We start from the raw sequence: 16,666 nt of genomic DNA, 5'->3' as shown, positions 1-16,666 counted from the left end.
CTTCATGCGCTGGTTGTTTGCCCTTTTCTGCCTTTGCGTTACCTCGGTGTCCCAGGCTGCCTTCACCGAGACCATCATTCGCAAGCCGCAGCCACCGGTGCCTGCGCAGTCGCAATCGCAGGCCGCCATGCAGCCGCTCATCGACAAGGTGCTGGTGATCAAGTCCGAGCGCCGCCTGCAACTGATCAGCCGTGGTGAGCCGCTGAAGACCTACCGCATTTCCCTGGGCAAGCAGCCCAAGGGCGCCAAGGAACGCGAAGGCGACAAGAAGACCCCCGAGGGCCTCTATTGGTTGGACTGGCGCAAACAGAGCGACCGTTTCAACCTGGCCATGCATATCAACTACCCGAACATCAGCGACGCCGCCCGCGCCACCCGCGAAGGCGTAAGCGCCGGCAGCATGATCATGATCCATGGCACGCCGATCAACGACGAATACCCGGAGTGGTACTTCCATACCCTGGACTGGACGGACGGTTGCATTGCCATGCGTAACCGCGACATGCAGGAAGTCTGGGAACTGGTCAAGGACGGGACATTGATCGAGATCCGCCCCTGACAGGGCGCTTGTAGCGACTTGTAATCAATGCTTGGAACTCGGTGTCAAGCTGTATGTGCTACGATCGGCATACCCAGAGGGACTCACTGTGAACAAGCAATTGCAATCAAAAGCACGCCTCCCAATTGCCGGCAGGAAAGGCGTCATCGCCTTGCACAGCAAGAGTGGCATGGTCACGGCTTATCGCAATGCGGGTGCAGTAGTTGAGGAGCATGCGACAAAAAGCCTGAGCGTCCGCGTATTGAGCTCAGGCACTTCGCGCGGGCGTACCAGCCGTGCACCACACTTGTCCGACATGGAAAAAGAACTGGCCGAACTCAAAAAGGTGGTTGCTGCCCTGGCTGTTCGCTCTGTAATCGAAGATGAGGTTTTGAACTTCGATCAGGAAGGCATGACTGTTCTGGACGCCGACATCGCTGATCAGTTGCTCGATAACCCTCCAGAGCCCAATGAAGCGCTTCGCAACTTACTTGCCTTGCGCTAAGGCCTTGCGATGGAATTCATCACCGTAGCGTTTGATAAGACGATTGATCGAACTTCGTTCGACTGCTCTACCCACCCCGCTCTGAATACCTACATAGCCCAGCAAGCCGGCCAGGACGAAAAGCGCAATGTCTCGCGCACCTTCATGTACCTGGAGGACGGAATGCTGCTTGGCTACTACACCCTTGCGAATACTTCAGTAGCGCTCGATGAGCTGAGCGAAGAACAGGCGAGAAAGATGCCTCGGTACCCCATGCCGGCAGCCATGCTGAGTCGCCTGGCTGTTGATCAGCGCATGCAGCGAAAGGGGCTTGGACAGCGGCTGATGGCCGACTTTTTCCGTCGTATCTACACGGTTTCAATGCACTCGGGGGTGGCCTTCATCGTTGTGGACGCAAAAGATGAGCAGGCAGCCAAGTACTATCAGGAGCTGATGTTCATCCCCTCGAAACACAACCCACTCCGCCTGCTGCTGTCGACTGCGACAATCATTCAAGGCCTGCGACCCCAAGAGCAGCTTAAAAACTAACGCTCGCTGCACGGGACTGGCTCAATGGCTGCACTTCCATGCTTCCTACATACCCCTCATCGTGTAGGAGCTTTCGCACCTTCGACCGCGAACCCACCTGACATCCGCTTAGGCGGCGTACTGCATCCAAGCGAATCACTTAATTCTTAGCATCCACGCAGACGAATACGAAATCCGTACGTCATCTGCGGGGTGCTTCAATGCCGTACCGAATACGCATCATTGCCAGCAGCCTGCTTGCCTGCTGGCTGGCCAGCCCCCTGGCCTGGGCCGACGACCTGGCCAGCCAGCAGTTGCGCGACCAGCAGCAAACGTTGCGCCAGCTGGAACAGCAACAACGGCTCGAGCGCTGGCAGCGTGCCCCCGCCTCGCCAGGCGATGACGAAAACCAGGCCCTACAGGCGGGCGACAGCCACTGCTGGGCGGTGACCGGTGTTCGTCTGGCAGGCCATCGGCAGGTGCCGGGCACGGCACTGGAAGCGACCGTGCTGCCCTTCATGCAGCCTTGCATGGGCATCGTCGACATCAACCTGCTGCTCAAGGCCATCACCCAGCGCTACGTGCAGGCGGGCTACCCCACCAGCCGTCCTTACCTGAGCCAGCCGCCCGAGGATGGGGCGCCACTGGACATCCTCATCAGCGAAGGCTTCGTCGAGTCGATCGAACTTGGGACCGACCTGCCGCTTTCCTTGCGTGGCGCTTTTCCTGACGTGCTGGGGCAGCCGCTGTACCTGCCAGCGCTGGAGCAAGGGCTCGACCAACTCAACCGCCTGCGTGCCTATGAACTGAGTGTCGACTTGCTGCCCGGCGCCCTACAGGGCGGCACCCGAGTAGTGGTTCAGCCCCACAAGACCGCCTCGCGCTGGCACCTGGACAGCCGCCTGGACAACCGGGGCAGCGAACTGACCGGCCGCCATCGCCTGAACCTCGGCATTGGCCTGGACAGCCCGCTTGGCCTGAACGACGACCTGCGCCTGTCGTTGGCCAGGACCGTCATCAATGCGCCGGGGCGAAGCAACGGTGTCACGGCGTACTACAGCATTCCTTACGGCCCGTGGACCTTCGCCGCCAGCGCCAGCCAATTGAGCTACCGCGCGCCCATCCCCCAGGGGCGCCAGACCAGCAGTGGCAACAGCCGCTTTCTGGGGCTCAGCGCCGAGCGGGTGCTATGGCGCAACCAGCAGGGCATGCTCAGCGCCAGCGCCCGGCTGGACCGCAAGCAGCTCACCAACCGCACCGGCGGCAAGGCCGTGAGCCTGCAGAGCCCCACCCTGACCACGGTGGAAGCGGGCATCAACCTGCTGTGGCTCGAAGGCGGCCTGTGGCACGGCTACCTCGGGCTCGCCCAAGGGGTGGGCTGGTTTGGCGCGGACGCTTCAGCCCCCAGTGCGCTGGGCCCGCGCCCAGACTTTCACAAGTACCGCGGCACGCTGCTGCACCTGCGCCAAGGCCCGGCGCAGCGGCCCTGGCGCTGGCAGAGCGAACTGGGCCTGCAGTACAGCCGCGACCGGCTGCCGGCCGTCGAACAACTGCTGGCCAGCGATGATTCGGCTGTGCGCGGGTTTCGCCTACGCACTTACTCCGGCGCCAGCAGTGCCGTCTGGCGTAACACCTTCAGTTATCCGCTGACGCCGGCCTGGGCCGGATCGCTGCAGCTGCGGCCCTATGCCGGCCTCGATCAGGGCTGGACCCGGCTGGCTCGCGACAGCCCCGTTCAACGCCTGGCAGGCGCGGCAGCCGGCATCGAATTGAGCTTGCCCGACAGCCGCGTGCGCCTCGACTACCAGCGCGCCTTGTACACCAGTGACCTGCCCCGCGCGCTTCTGGAGCCGGGCTTCTGGGTGCTGGAGTGGAACCTGAGCATCTGATTCACCCCACAAAAAAAGAGAACGAGACCATGCAAACGCGCTCGCAGTTGACGTCTACCCGCCCGGATACCTTGCGTTGGGCCATCTTCCTCGCCCTGCTCGGCTCCAGCAGCGTGCTGGCCCAGGGCGGCCTTGAAGCCGCTACCGGCCCAGGTGGCACCCCGGTCATCAACAATGGCCATGGTGTGCCAGTGATCGACATTGTCGCCCCCAACGCCGGCGGCCTGTCACACAACCAGTACCTCGACTACAACGTCGGCAACCCCGGCGTGGTGCTGAACAACGCCACCCAGGCCGGCCAATCGCAACTGGCCGGTGCCCTGGCCGCCAACCCGCAGTTCCAGGGCCAGGCGGCTTCGACCATTCTCAATGAAGTGATCAGCCGCAACGCCTCGCTGATCGAGGGGCCGCAGGAAATCTTCGGCCGCCCCGCCGATTACATCCTGGCCAACCCCAATGGCATCACCCTCAACGGGGGCAGCTTCATCAACACCACGCGCGCGGGCTTCGTGGTCGGCACCCCAGAATTCGAAGACCAGCAACTCAAGTACCTCGACACCCTCAATGCCAGCGGCGCCCTGCAGGTACTGCCCGGTGGCCAAAGCAACAGCACCGGCGCGCTTGACCTAATCGCGCCGCAGGTAGACAGCAAAGGGCTGCTCATGGCCGGCGGTGAACTGAACGTCACGGTAGGCCGCAACCGCATCGACCCGGCCAGCGGCCAGGTGGTCGAGCACTTGCCCGGCACAGCGGCCAGTATCGATGCCAGCCTGTTCGGGGCCATGCGCGCCGGGCGCATCCGCGTGGTGAGCACCGCCGAGGGCGTGGGCGTGCGCATGGGGCCCGTTCAGGCGCATGCCACCGACGGTATCGACATCCAGTCAGCCGGTGGCCTGCACATCAGCGGCAAGGCCGACACCCGCGCCGAACTTCACAGCGAACGGGGCGCCCTTGCCCTCAGCGCCGCCGACGACCTGACCCTGCGCGCCGTCGATGGCCAGGCACAACAGGTGGTGGTCACGGCCGGCCAGAAGCTCACCCTGGACGCCGACAGCCTGGAAAACACCCAGCACGATCGCGAAAACTGGAACAAGAAGTTCCTCTTCATCACCCGCGAAACCTACGACCGCGAGCGCACCACCCGCGACCGTCAACAGCAGGGCACGCAGTTGCGCGGCCATGACAACGTTCGGCTGCAATCGGGTGCCGATATGCGCCTGTTGGCCGCCGACGTAAGTACAGGGGGTGAGTTGAACGTCAACAGTGCCGGCAACCTGGACATCGTGGCGGGCATCGACAGCAAACACATCACCGAACAGGTGCGCCACAGCAAGGACCTGTGGCGCGGCGACAGCGATACCGAGCAAACCCGTGAAACAGCCCGGGGCAGCACGTTGAATGCCGGGCGCCTGACACTTACAGCAGCCGACGCCCTCAAGGTTGAAGGCAGCACGCTGCATGCGAACAACGACATGCAATTCAAAGCCCGGCACATCGAGGTCGGGACCACGGCCTTGCAGGAAAGCGGCACCCAACGCAATTACCGCGGCGACCTGGTCTCTGGCACCTTCTTTGGCGACCGCAAAGGCAATGACAGCCAAGCGCAGGTCGTGGCTGGCAGCAGTGTGACGACGGACGGCAAGCTGAACATGACGGCCGACCAGGTCACCATCAAAGGCAGCAAGGTGCATGGCAAGGAAGACTCGGTGCTCTACAGCGAAAACGGCCTGCTGGCGATCGAAGCCGACCGCGGCAGCAGCACCTCGACCGATCACCAGAGCGACAGCAAACTGTTCGGCCTGATCGGCAGCGACCGCAAGCACACCACACGCAAGGACCAGGTACTGGTCAGCGACGTCTCATCCAGCAGCAACCTGCGCCTGGCAAGCGCCGACGAACTGCGTATCCACGGGGCAAAGGTCGAAGCAGGTAAACATTTGCAGGTAGAAGCCAAGGGCGACCTGGTGATCGACAGCGCGCAGTCGCGCAACGAAACCGACACCCGGCACCAGCAACGTGGCCTCAGCGTCGGCGCCAAGCAGACAGAAGAGGCGCAGGATGGCAAACCGGACTCGCGCCAGTACGAGGCCAGCCTGGGCTATGAGGTCGCTACCACGACCGGTACGACACAGGAAACATCACAAGCCTCCAGCGAACTCAAGGGCGCCTCGGTAGGCCTGCAAAGCGATGCCCATTTGCAGGTCAATGGTTCCAAAGTTCAGGCCAGCGCCGGTGACCTGAACGTGACCGCCAAGCACATCGCCCTGGGTGCAACCCGCAATGAGCGCGAGTCCATCAGCAAAAACAGCCAGAGCGGAGGCAGCGTTAAAGTGACGGGGGGTATCGACCGTTTGGGCAGCGCCTTCGCAGGCCATCACAACACCCAGACTCAGCTCGAACGCGACAGCACGGTACAAGGCAGCGAATTGAAGGCCAGCGCCGGGGTGAAGCTGGAGGCCGAGCATTTGCTCACCGAAGCCGCACGCGTCGATGCCGGCCAGCAACTGAAGGTCACCGCCAAGCACATCGAGAACCGTGCCGTGCAGGACACCCATGAGCGTGAAAGCGTCACAGACAATTGGGCCGGCAGCCTCGGTGCCAGCGTGGAATACCGTGACCTCACCCGCCCCATCGAACGCCTGGTACTCGGTGAGGAGGCCGCGCGCTTTCAGCAAGCCTCGCCCGAAGACGCGATGGCGGCCCCGAGCGTCGGCGCCGACATGACCGTGGACCATCTCAAACGCCTGGAGAACCAGCGCCGCAGCTTGGCCCAGGTGAGTGAGCTGACCGGTGCAACGGTCGAGGTCAAGGCCGGTGTCATTGATGACCAGGGCACCGCGTGGAAGGCCAACGCCGGGAAACTGTTGATCGACGCCTCGCAGCACACCCTGCGGGCAGCCGAGAACACGCAGGTAGATACCGTGCAGCGCATGGCCTATGGCGGCGATGCCCGCGTGGACACCAGCAGCGGCAACGACCTCAATGTTCGCGCCGCCGGCAAGGGCGGCTCGCTGGGCAAACAGGACACCGCCAGTACCGCCGTGGCCGGAAGCCTCTATGGGCAACAGGGCATCCAGGTACAGCTGGGCAGCGATGGCCTGTACGAAGGCACGCGCATCGACGGTGGCGAAGGCAACGTGGCCATGCGCAGTGGGGGCTCTTTGACGTTGTCCCAAGCCAATGACCGTAATACCCAAGCAGCAGGCCAGCTTGACGGCAACGCCTGGGCCAAGGTCGGCAATCGCCCCGGCAGCACTGGCGTCGACGCCCGCGGCTACCTTGATCACCGCCAGCAAGACAGCGCGCAGACCAAGGCCCAGGTTGCGCAGATCGATGCCAAGGGCGATGTTCACCTGAGCAGTGATGGCGACCTGAAGCTGGAGGGGACGCGTATCGGCAGCCGTGACGCCAAGGTCGGGGATACCCTGCTGGAAGGTGGTGGCCGCTTGCAGGTGACCGCAGGCAGCGATACCCAGCAGGCCAAGGGCGGCAACCTGGGCGGCGGCCTGGAGCTTGCGGTCAAGACCGGCGCAACGAAAGGGGGCGGCATCGGCGGGCACTTCAACCACGGCAAGCAGAACGAGGATGCCAGCCAGGCTGTCGATGCCCGCTTCGACAGCGCCGGCACACTGACGCTGAGCAGCCGTGCCCGCGAGGACATCGCCTTGCACCTGCAAGGGCTGCACGCCTCAGCCGAACAGATCGTGCTCAACGCCGCCGGGGGCGGCATGCGGGTGGAAGCATCCAGCAACCGGGAGCAACGCGACAACCTCGACATCACCGCGGGGGCCGGTTTCAACATGGCCAAGGGGGATACCGATACCCGTGGTCTGCATGGCCGCGCACAGGTCGCCCTGGACAAACGTGACAACCAGACCTGGAACGCCAGCCAGCTGCGCGCTGAGGGTATCCAGTTGCACAGCCGTGGCGACACACGCATCGAAGGTGCCAGCCTGGAAGCAGGGCGTATTACCGGTGAGGTCGGCGGCGATCTGCGCATTGCCAGCCGCAAGGACAGCGTCGATAGCCTGACTGTGAAAGCTGACGCACGCCTGAGCCAGGAAAAGAACCCGCAAGGCTACACCAACGCCGCCACCGCGCTGGCAGGGCCGCTGGGTAGCAAGGTCGGCGAAAAGGCCGGCCCAGCCTTGAGCAAGGCCGAACCTGGTTTCTCACCGACCTTGCGCCTGGACCTGTCCCATCAACAGCGCGACACCGTGGCCAAGCAGACCACGCTCAAGGGCAGCGAAGGCATCGCGCTGAAGGTCGCGGGCGACGCTCACTTGGTCGGCGCGCGGTTGCAGTCGGCCAAGGGTGATGTCGAGCTGAGCGCCAATGCGATTACCCAAGAGACCCTGAGTGGCAGCGACTACCGCCGCGATGTGTCGATTGACGTGTCCAACTCGCCGGTGGACCTGGGCACAGCAGTGGCTGAGTTCACCAAGGGCAAGGGCGCGGCTGACGGCGAGAATGCGCTTGATCTTGGGGTATTGCGTACCAGCGGGCATAACCGCAGCGAGCAATGGGTGTCGAGTACCCAGGGCAAGGCGGACTGACCCCTCGCCCACCGTACCCCGGTAGGAGCAGCCTTGTGCTGCGAAGAGGCCAGTGGCAGCAGCCAAGATTTAGTGTGTTGTCACCGGCCTCTTCGCAGCACAAGGCTGCTCCTACAGGGGGGGCGCTTGGCCGCAGATTCGGGTGGTTACCAACGGACTCGCCGCTGCCCTGTCGTTGCCTCCGGCCCCAGCCACTGCGCGCCGCGCAGCAGTGGGGTCAGGGCAGCATCGGGTTGCAGCGCGATGGCGATCTGGGCCTGTCGCCCCCGGACATCGGCATCCACGTCGAGCTGATGCTGCCCTGGCTGCAGCAACTGCCCCAACAGGTGCCAACCCCCGCGGCACTGCACCTCGACCCGGCCCTGCCCCAACCCCAGCGACCAGGGCTCACTCAGCGCCAAGTCTGTAACCGTGAGGCGCCCATCGCTGGCCAGGCATTGCCGCCACGCACCCTGTACACGCACCCAACCCTGCCACTGCCCGGCCAGGCGATACGCCGCCGGTACCGTCACCTGTGCCGCAGCCGGGCGCACTTCCCCCTCCCAGCGCCAGGGCCAACCGTGGACCTGCACGTGCCACGCCTGTCCCTGAAACCCCAGCGCGCCCTGCCCTTGCAAACGCCAAGGCTGTAAGGTCCATTGCAACGGCCCGAACGGGCCGATCTGCCGCGCCTGCCCCTGCCACAGGCTGCCGCTCACACCCGCGGCCGTTACCCCGAAGCCACGCACCAGCCAGCTGGCGGGCAACTGCACCAGTAAGGTCAGGCTGAACACCAGCAGCAACCACGCCACTGCGCCCCGGCTCATGGCCGAAGTACCAGGTCGAAGCGCATGCCCTGGGTGTCTTGCTCCAGCCCCCACTGCAAGGGCTGTGCGCCTTCGGCCTGCAGCGCACGTACCCAACCCAGCAAGGCCTGCTCATCGCCCACCTGACCGCGCAGGTGCCAGGCCTCGCCCTGCGTGACCACCTCCAGTAATTCGATCTGCCGCGCCTGAGCCGACTGGCGCAGACGCTCCAGGTTCAGCGTCGCACCGCCCTGCAAACCTACTGCCATTTGCGCCAGCGCCTGCCATTGGCTCAGCGCGCGCCATTGCGCCACGCCTTCACGTAGCAGCAGCACGCTCGACAGCAGCGCGATGAGGCACACGGCCAGCGGCAAACGGTGACGCTGCATCCACGCCGTGCTCATGCCGCCACCTCCAAGTCGAACACCACGGTTGGCGATGACTCGCCGCCACTGACCTGCACCTGAGCGCCCACCGCACTGGCCATCTCGCGCCAAGGAGGTGTGGCGCCCTCGCCCTCCAGCCGCACATGCCAGCGCTGCCCATCAAAGCGCACCGCTTGCAGGCGCCAGCCGGGATGCTCACTCAGCCAGGCGTGCAAGCGCCCTTGTAAATCGTCGAGCTGACGCAGGCGCACTTGCTGCTGCAAGCCGGCCTCACGCAGGCGCTTGAGCGCCTGCACCGCCTGCCTGGGGCCCGCCTGCTCACCCGTCACGGCAATCACCTGGGCTTGCCAGAGCTGGGCCTGGCGCCATTGCTGGGCCGCCCACACGCCGCCCCAGGTGCACGCCAACAGCAGACAGGCAGCCATGAGCTGGCACTGCTGCCGCGTCGGCCCCGCCAACGTGCGACGCCGCCGCTGCTCGAACAGGCCAGGCAAGCTGTCCAGCGCTGCCAATGCTGTAGGCCACTGGCCTTCTAGAGGTAGCCTGCGTAACTGCGGCCAGGGTTCGACCAGCACCTCGCCCATGGCTTCAGGCCAGGCCAGCCAATGCTCGCCAGCGTCTTCGCTCAGCCCCTTGAGCAGGCTGACCCCGTCTTGCTTGCGCCACCACCAGGCGGCCCCCGCCTCGGGTGCCGGCAGCAACTGGAATTCGGCCCAGCAACGCTCGGCCATCAGCCCCCACTCGGCGCATTGCCCGCGCCAATCGTCCAGGCGCTCGCGCGTCACCGCCAGTAACCGAACTTGCCCGGCCTCGCGCCCCAAATACCCGCACACCACCTCATCCGCGCTTTGCAGCAAGCGGTCTTCAAGCAGCAATGGCCATTCTTCACGCTTGAGCCCTGGCGGTGCGGGCAACTGGAAATGGCTACAGTGCTCGGCCGGCACGATCAACGCCACCCGTGCCTGCAGGTTCGCCGGCGGTTCGCCCTGCCCCTGGCGGAGCGCGACACCGCCCTCGACCAGTAACCAGTCCCAAGGGTTGCCAGGACGCACCAACAGCCAAGGTCGAGCCGGTGAGCGTCGACGCCAGTCAAGGTTCATGAGCGCCCCCAGGGAAGGACGAAGGTGCAGGCATACGGTGCTCCATCACGTTGCAATTCCAGGCGCACGCCACGGCCGGGGTGCGCGGGTTGGTCGGAAGGCCAGGGCAGCCAGCGGCCACCCTGGTGGTAAAGGATGTTCATCGCGCTCACCCGCCCTAGCTGTTCACGCAACACCCAGCGCGGCGCCGAGGCGGCATACAGGTCCGCCGAGGTTTCCAGCAGCAGGCGTTGCTCACGCGCCTCGAAGCGCAGACGCTGGCGCTGCAGACGCGACCCGCCTTCGGCTTCGGGCAGGCCTGTCGCCGCCACCCACAGCAGTTGGCCGCTCGCCGCTTGCCAGTCGAACCAACGGCTGGGCAAGGGCAATCGCTGGTCATACACCCGGCGCAGGGCCGGGCTGTCGAAGCGCCGCTCCAGGGCCAGGCAGAAATCCAGCACCGACGCCTCCTGGCTGCTCACCTGCAACCGCTCACGCACCTTCAGCCAGCCATTGACCAACGCTGCCAGCATGACGCCGAGCAGCGCGGTGAGGGCCAGGGCCACCATCAGTTCGATCAGGGTCAGGCCTGCCTGCTGCCGCTTCATGGGCGCTCCAGAAACACACTGTATTGGCCAAGCGGCAGCCGCTGGTCGCGGTCGCCGAACAACAGCAGTTCACCCCTGCGCAGGTCACGCACGCCGGTGCGGCGCAGTTTCAGCTGCCAATGGCACACCTGGCCACCTTGGCTCAGCTGCCCATCCACCTGATTGCGGGCCGGCCAGTACTGCTCGACGGTGAAACGGGCTTGCAGTTCGCGGGCGCAGAGCAGGCCAAGGCGGTGCTGTTGCAAGTTGTCCTGCACCGCCAAGCGCTGACGCAGGACCTGGCTGGTGATGACCGCCAACACGGCGGCAATCGCCAGTGCCACGGTCACTTCCAGCAGGGTAAAACCACGCTGTTGGCGCTTCATGGCAGCGCCGCCGTCTGCAGGCGGCCGTCTCGGCTCCAGGCCCATTGCTGGCTGCCCTCGGCCCAGCGCCAGCGCACCGAACCCGGCTGCGCCCAACCTTGCGGGGTGAACAGCAGGCGCGGCTGCGGGCTGGCTGGCCAGTCGGGCTGCAAGCCCTTGGGCCACTCGCCCAGGCTGGCCGGTTCGACGACCCAGCCGTCGCGTTCACGCCGCACGAACTCCGGGCGCTGGCCGGTCCAGCGCAGCCCACGTAACTGGCCGGCATGCCGAGCTTCGGCGGCCTGCACGTGCACCTGTGCAGCCAGCCGCTGCAAGGCCTGATCGACGCTGGCCTTGCCGCTGTCGAGCGACGCCACGGCGAGCCCGGTCATCAGGCCGGCGATGGCCAGTACCACCAGCAGTTCGATCAGGCTGAAGCCTTGTTGATGGGCTTTTGGGGGCGCTTTGCGCCCCTTTCGCGACACAAGGCCGCTCCTACACGCACAGCGCCGGCCTGTAGGAGCGGCCTTGTGTCGCGAAAGGGCTGCAAAGCAGCCCCATGCGGCATTGGATTCATCGCACATCGGTTACAGCGCCCAGTTACCCAGGTCGGCATCCTGACCTTCGCCGCCCGGCACACCATCGGCGCCCAGCGAATAAACATCCACCCGGCCATGCTCACCGGGCATGCGGTACTGGTAAGGAGTACCCCACGGATCTTCCGGCAAGCGGCGCACATAACCATCGCTGCGCCACGAACGCGGCAGCGGCTCCTGGGCCGGTTTTTTCACCAGCGCAGCCAGGCCTTGTTCATTGCTTGGGAACCGCAGGTTATCCAGCCGATACATGTCCAGTGCCTGTTCGAGGGTGGCAAGGTCGGCCATCACCTTCTGCCGCATGGCTTTGTCTTGGTTGCCCAGCACGCTGGGGGCGACCACGGCGATCAGCAGGCCGATGATGAAGATCACCACCATGATCTCCATGAGGGTGAAACCACGCTGACGGTTACGACGATGCTGCATGGAAATACTCCTTGTGTTCACAGCTGCAGGCCCTGGTTGAGTTGCATGATCGGCAGCAGCACCGCCAGCACGATGAACAGCACCACGGCGCCCATCACCAGGATCATCAGGGGTTCGAAAAGCGCCATGGCGGTGTCCACTTGGCGGGCGAAGCCGCGTTCCTGGTCGTCGGCGACGCGTTCGAGCATGTCAGCCAACGTGCCGCTGGCTTCGCCGCTGCCGACCATGTTCACCAGCAACGGCGGAAACTGTTGGCAGGCATCCAGCGCACGGTGCAGGCTGGTGCCGCCCTGCACCTGCTGGCGCACCTGTTCCATGGCCTGGCGAATGCGCCGGTTGGCGACCGTCTCGGTGGCCACCTGCAACGCTTCGAGCAGGGCTACGCCACTGCCGCTGAGAATCGCCAGGCTGCGCGCCAGGCGTGCGCTTTCCAGTACCTGCAGCAGGCTGCCGATACGCGGCAGGCGCAACAGCCACGCGTCTCGGCGCAGGCACCAATGCGGCTTGCGCAGCAGCCAGTTGGCGAGCAGCGCCCCTGCCAGCGCCAACCCCAGTAGCCACGGCCCGGCGTGCACCAGCCCTTGGCTCAGGCCGATCAGCACGGCGGTAATCAACGGCAGGCTCTGCCCGGCGTGGGCGAATTGTTCGGTGAGCTTGGGCACCACGAACGTCATCAGGCCGACCACCACCGCCAGCGACACGCCCATCAGCACACAGGGGTAGATCAAGGCAGTACGCGCTTTGTGCTGTTGCCGTTGCACCTGCTCCAGGTGATCGGCCAGGCGCGTGAGCACCTGGGCCAGCCGCCCAGAGCGCTCACCGGCCTCGACCAGCGCACAGTACAGGCCACTGAACGGCGCCCCCTGGCGGGCCAGGCTACGCGCCAGCCCCAGGCCCTCGGCGAGCGAGCCGCGCAAGGCCACCAGCACGCTGTGCAAGGCCGGCTGGCGCAATTGCCGTTCGAGTGTGGCCAAAGCATCGACCAAGGGTATGCCCGCGCCAGTCAACGTCGCCAACTGGCGGGTCAACTCGCACAACTGTGCACGGCTCAAGCGCTGGCGGCGGGGTTGCCGGGTACCTGCCTCCTGGCGTTGCAATTGGCGAGCGAACAGGCCCTGCTCACGCAACAGTTGCCGTGCATGGCGCTCGCTGTCGGCCTGCAGGCTGGCCTTGTGGGCCTTGCCGGCCAGGTCGACGGCTTGATAGCGATAAGTCGGCATGGCTCAGCCCTGCACCGCGCGCAGCACTTCGGCCAGGCTGGTTTCGCCCCGCGCCAGGCAATCACTGGCCATGGCCACCAGGCTGCGCCGACGATCGGCCAAGTAGTCCTGCATGGCTTGCTCACTGGCGCCGTCGTACAGCAGCGCGATCAGGCCGGCGTCCAGTTCGATGAATTCATAGAGGCCCAGGCGCCCGACATAACCGCTGCCCTGGCACAGCTCACACCCCACTGCGTGGTAACTGCTGCCCAATGCACACAGCTCAGGCCACAGGTCACGCTCGGCCGCTTGTAGCGGCTGCGCCACCGCGCACTGGCACAGCCGCCGCACCAGGCGCTGCGCCAACACACCGCGCAGGCACGAGGCGATCAGGAACGGTTCGATGCCCATGTCGCGCAAACGGGTCACCGCGCCCACCGCACTGTTGGTGTGCAGGGTCGACAGCACCAAGTGGCCGGTGAGGCTGGCCTGCACGGCTATCTGCGCGGTTTCCTGGTCGCGGATCTCACCCAGCATGATCACATCCGGGTCCTGGCGCAGGATGGCCCGCAGGCCCGTGGCGAATGTCAGCCCGGCGCGGGGGTTGATCGCGGTCTGGCCGATGCCGGCGATGGCGTACTCCACCGGGTCTTCGACGGTGAGGATGTTGCGGCTGCCATCGTTGAGGCTGTTGAGGCTGGCGTACAGCGTGGTGGTCTTGCCCGAGCCGGTCGGGCCGGTGGACAGCACGATGCCATTGGGCCGCGCCAGGCAGCTGCGCAGGCCATCGAGCACCGCTGCCGGCATGCCCAGGTTGTCCAGCGCCAGCAGGCTGGCCTGCTTGTCGAGCACACGCATCACCACGCGCTCGCCGTGGATGCCGGGCAAGGTCGACACCCGCACATCGACCTCACGCCCCGCCGCACGCAAGGTGATGCGACCGTCCTGGGGCTGGCGTTTCTCGGCGATGTCCAGCCGCGCCATGACTTTGATCCGCGACACCAGCATCGCCGACAGCGCCCGCGGCGGGCGCAGCACCTCGCGCAGGTGGCCGTCGACCCGCAGGCGCACCACCAGGCTCTGCTCGAAGGTCTCGATATGAATGTCCGAGGCACGCAGGCGCAAGGCCTGGCCGAACAGGCCGTTGATCAGGCGGATGACCGGCGCCTCGTCATCGCTTTCGAGCAAGTCTTCGATGCGCGGCATCTCGCTCATCAGGCTGTCGAGGTCTACCTGGTCGCCAATGCCTTCGATCAGCGCTTCGGTGGCCGCATCGCCGCCCTGATAAAGCTGGCCCAACTGCTCGTCGAATGCCGCAGGCTCCAGGTAGGCCAGCGCGCTGGGCTGGCCATGCACGCGCAGCAGCTCCTGCAGCTGGCCGCTGTCGGCGTCGCGGCGCAGCCACAATTGCCAGCCGCTGTCGGTAGGGGTCATGGCCAAGCCAGTCTGGCGTGCCAGGCGATAGGGCAGCATCACCAGTCGCCCCCTTCCAGGCGCGCTCGGCTGGCGGGGAACACCTGCAGCAGTGGCGTACCACCTTCTGCGCCCGCAAGGTTTGGCAACTGGAGCGGGGTGGTCTGTTGCAAGGTGCGGTACTTGCTCTCGCTGAGCCCGGCCAGGCTCGGCCCGTCGCGCAGGATGCGCGGGCGGATGAAAACCATCAGGTTCTGCTTGGTGTTCTTGCTGGCGTCGGAGCGGAACAGCCGGCCCAGGTAAGGGATGTCCCCGAGCAGCGGCACCCGCTGGTTGCTGGTGCTCAACTCGTCGCTGATCAGCCCACCCAGAATCACCAGGCCGCTGTCTTCGACCATGACCTTGGTCTTGATCTCACGCTTGTTGGTGATCACATCGCTGGCGGCGCTGGAATCGGCAATCGACGAGACCTCCTGGACGATGTCCAGGCGCACGCTGTTGTCGACGTTGATCTGCGGCTTGATCCGCAGCTTGACCCCGACTTCCTTGCGCTCGATGGTTTGGTAAGGGTTGGCGTTGTTCTGTGTCACAGAGCCGGTGACGAAGGGCACTTCCTGGCCGACCAGGATCGACGCCTCGGCATTGTCCAGGGTCAGCAGGGTCGGGGTGGAGAGCAGGTTGAAACCGCTCTTGCCCTTGAGCGCATTGACCAGCATGGCGAAGTTGAAACCGCCCCCAAAATGGCCGATGCCCGCCGTGGCACCCGTGGTGGCCGACAGCAGTTTGCCCAGTGCCTCATTGTCTTCGCTGGCCGCAGCCCCCGCAATGTTGGCGATGTTCACCCCATTGCTGCCAAAGTTGACGATACCGGCACCGAACTTCTCGTCAGCGAACAACCACTGCACGCCCAGCTCTTGCGCACTGCTGTCGGAGACCTCGGCGATGATCGCCTCGACCACCACTTGGGCGCGGCGGATATCCAGTTGCTCGACGATGGCGCGGTAGGCGGCCAGTTCGCTGTCGGGGCCGACCATGACCACGGCATTGGTGCCCTCTTCGTACTCCAGGCGGATGCCCGAACTACTGGCAGCGGCCGTCACCGGCGGCTCTTTGCTCTCCCCTTCGCCTGTGCTTTGCGCCGGTGCCATGCCTTCCTGGCTGAGCCCGCGCAATACCTTCACCACTTCACTGGCATTGGCGTGGCGCAGGTACATGACTTGGGTGCTGGCGCTGCCCACTGCTTCGCTGGGGCGGTCAAGCTGGCGCAGCAGGCTGGCGATGCGTTCGAGGTTGCTGCGCCAGTCGGTAACCACCAACTGGTGCGCGGCCGGGTACGGGGTGATCACCCCTACCCGTGGGTCGACCAGGGGTTTGAGGATGCCAACCACTTGCTCGGTGGCCGCGTTGCGTAAATCGAATACCCGCGTGGCCACGCTGTCGCTGCCCGCGCCCTGCTGCCCGGCAGGCTCCACCGGCACCGGTTCCAGGCGCGCCGCCTGGTCGGGGACGATCTTCACGCTGCCATTGGGCAGGTCGACGGTGGCGTAACCCTGGGCGCGCAGCTGCGCCAGGAAGATGTCATAGATGGCATCGGCGTCGTGCAGGTCGACGGTGCGCACGGTGACCTTGCCCTTCACCCGGGGGTCGACGATGAACGTGGTGCCGGTGATGCGCGACACGCTGTCGATGAACTCGCCCAGTTCGGTGTCGACGAAGTTCACTTCGTACATCGGCGTGCCGTTGTCATCGAACACCGGCTCCTCGGCGCTGGCCTGGGGTAAGGCCACGGCCAAGGCCAGGCTCAGCGCAGCCGCCACGCAGTATTTAACAGGCAT

The 16,666-nt window shown here is 65.3% G+C and carries 15 protein-coding genes; 5 read left to right on the top strand and 10 right to left on the bottom strand.

All coding sequences use genetic code 11. From position 1 onward, the window contains the following. Window positions 1-4: 4 nt before the first annotated feature. From ACMCNM_RS07655 to ACMCNM_RS07635, 5 genes are all read left to right on the top strand, one after another. Window positions 5-559, top strand: a complete 555-nt coding sequence (locus ACMCNM_RS07655) for a L,D-transpeptidase family protein (RefSeq protein WP_027595710.1) — start codon at window positions 5-7, stop codon at window positions 557-559. Window positions 560-647: 88 nt separating this feature from the next. Further along, window positions 648-1,043: a hypothetical protein gene (locus ACMCNM_RS07650; protein ID WP_186675827.1), complete on the top strand. Its 396-nt coding sequence runs from the start codon at window positions 648-650 to the stop codon at window positions 1,041-1,043. 9 nt (window positions 1,044-1,052) lie between these two features. Continuing rightward, entirely contained in the window at window positions 1,053-1,571 is a 519-nt protein-coding gene (locus ACMCNM_RS07645) for a GNAT family N-acetyltransferase (protein WP_186675824.1), read from the top strand. A gap of 200 nt (window positions 1,572-1,771) precedes the next feature. Further along, complete coding sequence (locus ACMCNM_RS07640) at window positions 1,772-3,439, top strand: ShlB/FhaC/HecB family hemolysin secretion/activation protein (protein WP_412764166.1); 1,668 nt, start codon at window positions 1,772-1,774, stop codon at window positions 3,437-3,439. A 29-nt stretch (window positions 3,440-3,468) separates the two neighbouring features. Then, window positions 3,469-7,995: a hemagglutinin repeat-containing protein gene (locus ACMCNM_RS07635; RefSeq protein ID WP_412764165.1), complete on the top strand. Its 4,527-nt coding sequence runs from the start codon at window positions 3,469-3,471 to the stop codon at window positions 7,993-7,995. Window positions 7,996-8,141: 146 nt separating this feature from the next. On the opposite strand, the gene gspN is transcribed toward ACMCNM_RS07635, so the two are convergent. The 10 genes from gspN to gspD form a co-directional block, all read right to left on the bottom strand. Beyond that, a complete protein-coding gene (gene gspN / locus ACMCNM_RS07630; RefSeq protein WP_412764164.1) occupies window positions 8,142-8,801 on the bottom strand; it encodes a type II secretion system protein N in 660 nt (219 codons plus the stop codon). Then, window positions 8,798-9,184 (bottom strand): type II secretion system protein GspM, encoded by a 387-nt coding sequence (gene gspM, locus ACMCNM_RS07625; protein WP_265969746.1) that lies wholly within the window; start codon window positions 9,182-9,184, stop codon window positions 8,798-8,800. The genes gspN and gspM overlap by 4 nt, the downstream gene beginning before the upstream one ends. Continuing rightward, window positions 9,181-10,266: a type II secretion system protein GspL gene (gene gspL, locus ACMCNM_RS07620; RefSeq protein ID WP_412764163.1), complete on the bottom strand. Its 1,086-nt coding sequence runs from the start codon at window positions 10,264-10,266 to the stop codon at window positions 9,181-9,183. The genes gspM and gspL overlap by 4 nt, the downstream gene beginning before the upstream one ends. Next, a complete protein-coding gene (locus ACMCNM_RS07615) occupies window positions 10,263-10,853 on the bottom strand; it encodes a type II secretion system protein J (RefSeq protein WP_265969748.1) in 591 nt (196 codons plus the stop codon). The genes gspL and ACMCNM_RS07615 overlap by 4 nt, the downstream gene beginning before the upstream one ends. Further along, window positions 10,850-11,218 carry a type II secretion system protein GspI gene (locus ACMCNM_RS07610; RefSeq protein ID WP_186675805.1) on the bottom strand — a complete coding sequence of 123 codons (369 nt, stop codon included), beginning with the start codon at window positions 11,216-11,218 and terminating at the stop codon, window positions 10,850-10,852. The genes ACMCNM_RS07615 and ACMCNM_RS07610 overlap by 4 nt, the downstream gene beginning before the upstream one ends. Further along, on the bottom strand, window positions 11,215-11,682 hold the full coding sequence (gene gspH, locus ACMCNM_RS07605) for a type II secretion system minor pseudopilin GspH (protein WP_338109059.1): 468 nt from the start codon (window positions 11,680-11,682) through the stop codon (window positions 11,215-11,217). The genes ACMCNM_RS07610 and gspH overlap by 4 nt, the downstream gene beginning before the upstream one ends. Before the next feature lie 102 nt (window positions 11,683-11,784). After that, complete coding sequence (gene gspG / locus ACMCNM_RS07600; protein WP_027595700.1) at window positions 11,785-12,219, bottom strand: type II secretion system major pseudopilin GspG; 435 nt, start codon at window positions 12,217-12,219, stop codon at window positions 11,785-11,787. Between the two features lie 17 nt (window positions 12,220-12,236). Further along, on the bottom strand, window positions 12,237-13,439 hold the full coding sequence (gspF, locus tag ACMCNM_RS07595; RefSeq protein ID WP_186675790.1) for a type II secretion system inner membrane protein GspF: 1,203 nt from the start codon (window positions 13,437-13,439) through the stop codon (window positions 12,237-12,239). Window positions 13,440-13,442: 3 nt separating this feature from the next. Further along, a complete protein-coding gene (locus ACMCNM_RS07590) occupies window positions 13,443-14,891 on the bottom strand; it encodes a GspE/PulE family protein (protein ID WP_412765906.1) in 1,449 nt (482 codons plus the stop codon). Next, entirely contained in the window at window positions 14,891-16,666 is a 1,776-nt protein-coding gene (gene gspD, locus ACMCNM_RS07585; protein ID WP_412764162.1) for a type II secretion system secretin GspD, read from the bottom strand. Before gspD ends, ACMCNM_RS07590 begins: the two co-directional genes overlap by 1 nt.

It is taken from the genome of Pseudomonas sp. NGC7, from assembly GCF_047159675.1.
In the GTDB taxonomy this organism is placed as follows: Bacteria; Pseudomonadota; Gammaproteobacteria; order Pseudomonadales; family Pseudomonadaceae; genus Aquipseudomonas; species Aquipseudomonas kermanshahensis.
The sequence above is the reverse complement of the archived record's forward strand: the minus strand, read 5'-3'. Positions and strand labels throughout refer to the sequence as shown.

Bases quoted from the DNA above. Each gene is read 5' to 3' on its own strand.
- ACMCNM_RS07655 (WP_027595710.1), top strand. From the start codon at position 5: ATGCGCTGGTTGTTTGCCCTTTTCTGCCTTTGCGTTACCTCGGTGTCC.
- ACMCNM_RS07645 (WP_186675824.1), top strand. From the start codon at position 1,053: ATGGAATTCATCACCGTAGCGTTTGATAAGACGATTGATCGAACTTCG.
- ACMCNM_RS07640 (WP_412764166.1), top strand. From the start codon at position 1,772: ATGCCGTACCGAATACGCATCATTGCCAGCAGCCTGCTTGCCTGCTGG.
- ACMCNM_RS07635 (WP_412764165.1), top strand. From the start codon at position 3,469: ATGCAAACGCGCTCGCAGTTGACGTCTACCCGCCCGGATACCTTGCGT.
- gspN (WP_412764164.1), bottom strand. From the start codon at position 8,801: ATGAGCCGGGGCGCAGTGGCGTGGTTGCTGCTGGTGTTCAGCCTGACC.
- gspM (WP_265969746.1), bottom strand. From the start codon at position 9,184: ATGAGCACGGCGTGGATGCAGCGTCACCGTTTGCCGCTGGCCGTGTGC.
- gspL (WP_412764163.1), bottom strand. From the start codon at position 10,266: ATGAACCTTGACTGGCGTCGACGCTCACCGGCTCGACCTTGGCTGTTG.
- ACMCNM_RS07615 (WP_265969748.1), bottom strand. From the start codon at position 10,853: ATGAAGCGGCAGCAGGCAGGCCTGACCCTGATCGAACTGATGGTGGCC.
- ACMCNM_RS07610 (WP_186675805.1), bottom strand. From the start codon at position 11,218: ATGAAGCGCCAACAGCGTGGTTTTACCCTGCTGGAAGTGACCGTGGCA.
- gspG (WP_027595700.1), bottom strand. From the start codon at position 12,219: ATGCAGCATCGTCGTAACCGTCAGCGTGGTTTCACCCTCATGGAGATC.
- gspF (WP_186675790.1), bottom strand. From the start codon at position 13,439: ATGCCGACTTATCGCTATCAAGCCGTCGACCTGGCCGGCAAGGCCCAC.
- ACMCNM_RS07590 (WP_412765906.1), bottom strand. From the start codon at position 14,891: ATGCTGCCCTATCGCCTGGCACGCCAGACTGGCTTGGCCATGACCCCT.
- gspD (WP_412764162.1), bottom strand. From the start codon at position 16,666: ATGCCTGTTAAATACTGCGTGGCGGCTGCGCTGAGCCTGGCCTTGGCC.